2 protein-coding genes and 1 pseudogene are annotated in these 3852 nt (G+C 60.4%); 2 read left to right on the forward strand and 1 reads right to left on the reverse strand.

What is annotated here, in order from left to right; genetic code table 11:
- A pseudogene (gene tnpC, locus MUU53_RS23030) lies at window positions 1-1394 on the forward strand (IS66 family transposase); the annotation flags it as partial.
- Between the two features lie 85 nt (window positions 1395-1479).
- Here tnpC and MUU53_RS23035 read toward each other — a convergent pair.
- The gene (locus tag MUU53_RS23035; protein WP_247262928.1) at window positions 1480-2349 is read right to left on the reverse strand and encodes a DMT family transporter; all 870 of its coding nucleotides are present in this window, start codon (window positions 2347-2349) and stop codon (window positions 1480-1482) included.
- Between the two features lie 202 nt (window positions 2350-2551).
- On the opposite strand from MUU53_RS23035, the gene gcvA reads away from it, so the two are divergent.
- Window positions 2552-3496: a transcriptional regulator GcvA gene (gcvA, locus tag MUU53_RS23040; RefSeq protein WP_247262927.1), complete on the forward strand. Its 945-nt coding sequence runs from the start codon at window positions 2552-2554 to the stop codon at window positions 3494-3496.
- Window positions 3497-3852: the final 356 nt, after the last annotated feature.

Below are 3852 nucleotides of genomic sequence, written 5' to 3' on the forward strand. Positions count from 1 at the left end.
GAGAAGACTGATCCCGACCAATTTGACCTGGCGCTGGAAGACCTGGAGACGGCTATGGCCGTGATCCATGCCGAGGATGAGGCGGATACTCCTGCTGGAAATAGGATTGCCAAGGCACGCGCAATCAATCGCGGCTCCCTTCCAAAGTACCTTCCCCGTGTGGAGGAGGTGATCGAGCCGGAAAGCCTGATCTGCGCCTGCGGTGGTTGCCTGCATCGCATTGGCGAGGATGTCTCCGAGCAGCTGGACGTGGTCCCCGCGCAGTTCCGCGTCATCGTCACACGTCGCCCTAAATATGCGTGCCGAGCTTGCACTGACTGTGTCGTCCAAGCACCAGCTCCGGCACGGCTTATCCAGGCAGGGCTGCCGAAGGAAGCCACCGTCGCCCATGTGCTGGTCTCCAAGTATGCCGATCATCTGCCGCTTTATCGGCAGGCACAGATCATGAGCCGCCAAGGCATCGATCTCGACCGATCAACGCTGGCCGATTGGGTCGGTCGGGCAGCCTACGAACTGCGTCCGGTCTTCGATGCGTTGATCGTCGACCTGAAGCGCTCGACTAAGCTCTTCATGGATGAGACCCGCGCCCCGGTTCTCGATCCAGGCTCGCGCAAAACCAAGACCGGATATTTCTGGGCGCTGGCGCGGGATGACCGACCGTGGAGCGGCGGCGCTCCGCCGGGTGTCGCCTTCACCTACGCACCCGGTCGCGGGGGCATTCATGCCGAACGGATATTGCAGGGCTTCTCCGGCATCCTGCAGGTGGATGGATATGCCGGATACAACAGACTGATCGCACCAGACCGCGTGGGGCCGGACATTCGGCTTGCCTATTGCTGGGCCCACGCCCGGCGCAAGCTGGTGGAGATCACCCGCAACGGAGCCGCGCCGATTGCCGAGGACGGCGTCAAGCGGATCAGCGAGCTGTATCGGATCGAGGCCGAGCTTCGAGGCCTCAATCCGGAGGCTCGCCTCGCCGGGCGACAAGAGCGGTCCGCGTCGCTGATCGCAGACATGCAAATATGGCTCGCGCATCACCGTGTACGTGTCGCAACAAAGTCCCCGCTCGGCGAGGCTTTGGCCTACATCGCCAAATACTGGGATGGTTTGAAGCTCTTCCTGACTGACGGTCGCATCGAGATCGACAACAACAGCGTCGAGCGGACCATCAGGCCAATTGCCCTCAACCGGAAGACGCACTCTTTGCGGGGCATGACGCAGGAGCCGAGAACTGGGCGACCATCGCCTCGCTCGTTGAGACCTGTAAGCTCAATGCCGTCGATCCGATGGCATACCTTACCGTCGCACTAACAGCCATTGTCAACGGCCACAGGCAGAGCCGGATTAAGGAGCTGCTCCTGTGGATGCACAAAAGCCGGGAAAGTCGGGTATAGAGGCTCTGACAAAAAAAGACCCGCCACAGGGGGCGGGCCAAGCGCCGCTCCTGGGAGTCCCAAGCGGCTGGGGATGTATGGCACGCTAGCCCGCAACCGGTTCCGATTTGCTCCGCTTTCCGGAGGCGGCGAGCACAAGCCCCACCAGAACGAGCGCAACGCCTGCTGCAAACATCACGCCCAGAAGATCGCCGAAGAGTACGGCGCTGGCGGAGAGGCCGAAGACTGGTTGCAGGTACTGGACGCTGGCCGCGACGCGGGCGGGGACGACCTTGAGAAGATAGAGCCAGAGGATCAATCCGACGACCGTCACCATCACGCCGAGATAGACGATGGCGAGCACTGACGGGGCTGTGAGTTCGATAGAGTGATCTGTCATCTCCCAGGCTGCGAGTGGAAGCATGGTCACGAGCCCGGCCAGCATGTTCCAGGCTGCGACAGGCATGAGGCCGTAACGGTTCGTCAGCTCTGCGCTCCTGATGTAGTAGATCGCAATGCCAACGGCCGAGACGAGCATCCATGCTACGCCCGACGCTGTTGTCCGGGACATGTCATCGACACCGGGACCACTGCCGACGGCCACAAGGGCGATGCCTCCGAAGGCTGCCAGCAGACCGCACCAGTGCACCCAAGTGACCGGCTGCTTGAAGCGTATGGCCGCCAGAATGACCATAAAGATCGGAATGGTCGCAGAGAGAATGGTACCGACCGAGGCGGAAGTTCCCTGAACACCAAAAGACTGCGCGACGTTGCCAAGCGTAATGCCCATGACACCGAGACCCACCACTGACGGGACGCCCTCCCTTGGCAATTTCAGCCCCTTGCGTGCGAGGAACATGAAGAGCGGCACGGCGACCATGAAGCGGAGTGCAGTGAAGGTCATTGGCGGGATTGTGCCAAGCCCGAGTTTGGTGATCGGGATGGAGAGTCCCCACATGAGGGCGAGGAGCAGCATGGCCAGCAGGCTCTTGCCCGAGATCGAGTAGCTCGGCGGATATGTGTTTGCGATGACGACCGCTTCATTCTGGACGTGTGACAAGAGCTGGACCCAAAACAGGATTGGTGTGCGTTCATTCAACGTGTAGTGTTCCTGACGCGTGTCGCACAAACCATTTGTTCTCACAGTACGCGTGAGTGCTAATCACGTATGGATACTCATGTCGGACAATCTTCCTCCGCTGCAGACACTTCGCGCCTTCGAGGCGGCCGCTCGGCGCCTCAGCATGACACTCGCGGCTGAAGAACTGCATCTGACCCATGGTGCGATCAGCCGTCAGATCAAGTCGCTGGAAGACGATCTGGGCGTGCCTCTCTTCCACCGTCTGACCCGTCGGGTCGAATTGACCGAGGTCGGACAGTCCTTCTACGGCACGGTCACGCGGCTCCTTTCCGAACTCGGGCGCGAAGCGGAAGAGATACGGCGCAGAAGTGACACAAACCGTCTTGTCATCAGTTGCGGCATCTCATTCGCCAGCAAATGGCTCACGCCGCGTCTTCATCGCTTGATGGCGGGGCACCCGCATCTCGATGTCCATCTCGAAGTGACCGACGCAGACATCGACTTTTCGTCCGGGCATGTCGATGTTGCGCTCCGCTATGGTGCCGGGCAATACCCATACGCCTCCGCCGAGCGTGTCATGAACGAATACGTCTCTCCCGTCTGCTCCCCGTATTACCGCGAGAAGATGGGTGGATTGCAGCGCATCGAGGACATCGCAAGGTGCCAGCTCATTCATGAGATCGGGATGCTGACCACATGGGAGCGCTGGTTTGCTGCAATGCGCCTTCCGTTTCCAGGCACGCGAGGCCCTGGTTACAGCCATGGCAGCATGTCGATTGACGCTGCCATCCAGGGTGCCGGTGTCGTACTCGGACGCAGTGTTCTTGTTGCCGAGGACCTTACCGCCGGAAGGCTCGTGTCGCTGTTCCCGCAGGCCAAGCTGGATGTCGAATGGGGCTATGATCTGCTCTACAGGACTGGCAATCGAGACCATCCGAAGGTGGCGGTAGTCCGCAACTGGATCGACGGAGAGGTTCGCCTCTTTTCTGGCCTAGAACCTCAGCGTTGGAGTTTATCCCAGCGAAAAGAGACACGCCCGTAGACCGTTTGCGAACATGGCCATCATACTTGACGTGGTGGCGGCGTAACACTGCTCTGATGTCCGTTGTCAATGTTTTGGGCGGGAGGAATCGACCGTCCAAACGAACGGCTGTTCATGATGATGATCGCGTATGGGTGGAGGCGGAACTGAAGGACGTCGGTGATCAAGCTCTGATGCGCGGGTTGGCTACCGCATTCCCGATTGTGCGTCCGGGGCTATTGCGATCTTACTGCGGGCGTCGGTCAAAGTGCCGGCCACAAAGCGTCTGACGGGTGTTCCCCTGCGCTACCGTCCGCTCGCCCATGCGCGAGGTGCAAGTTCGATGCGGCGACCTATGACCTGATCGCCTGCGCCTG

The organism is Affinirhizobium lemnae (assembly GCF_022968395.1).
GTDB lineage: Bacteria > Pseudomonadota > Alphaproteobacteria > Rhizobiales > Rhizobiaceae > Neorhizobium > Neorhizobium lemnae.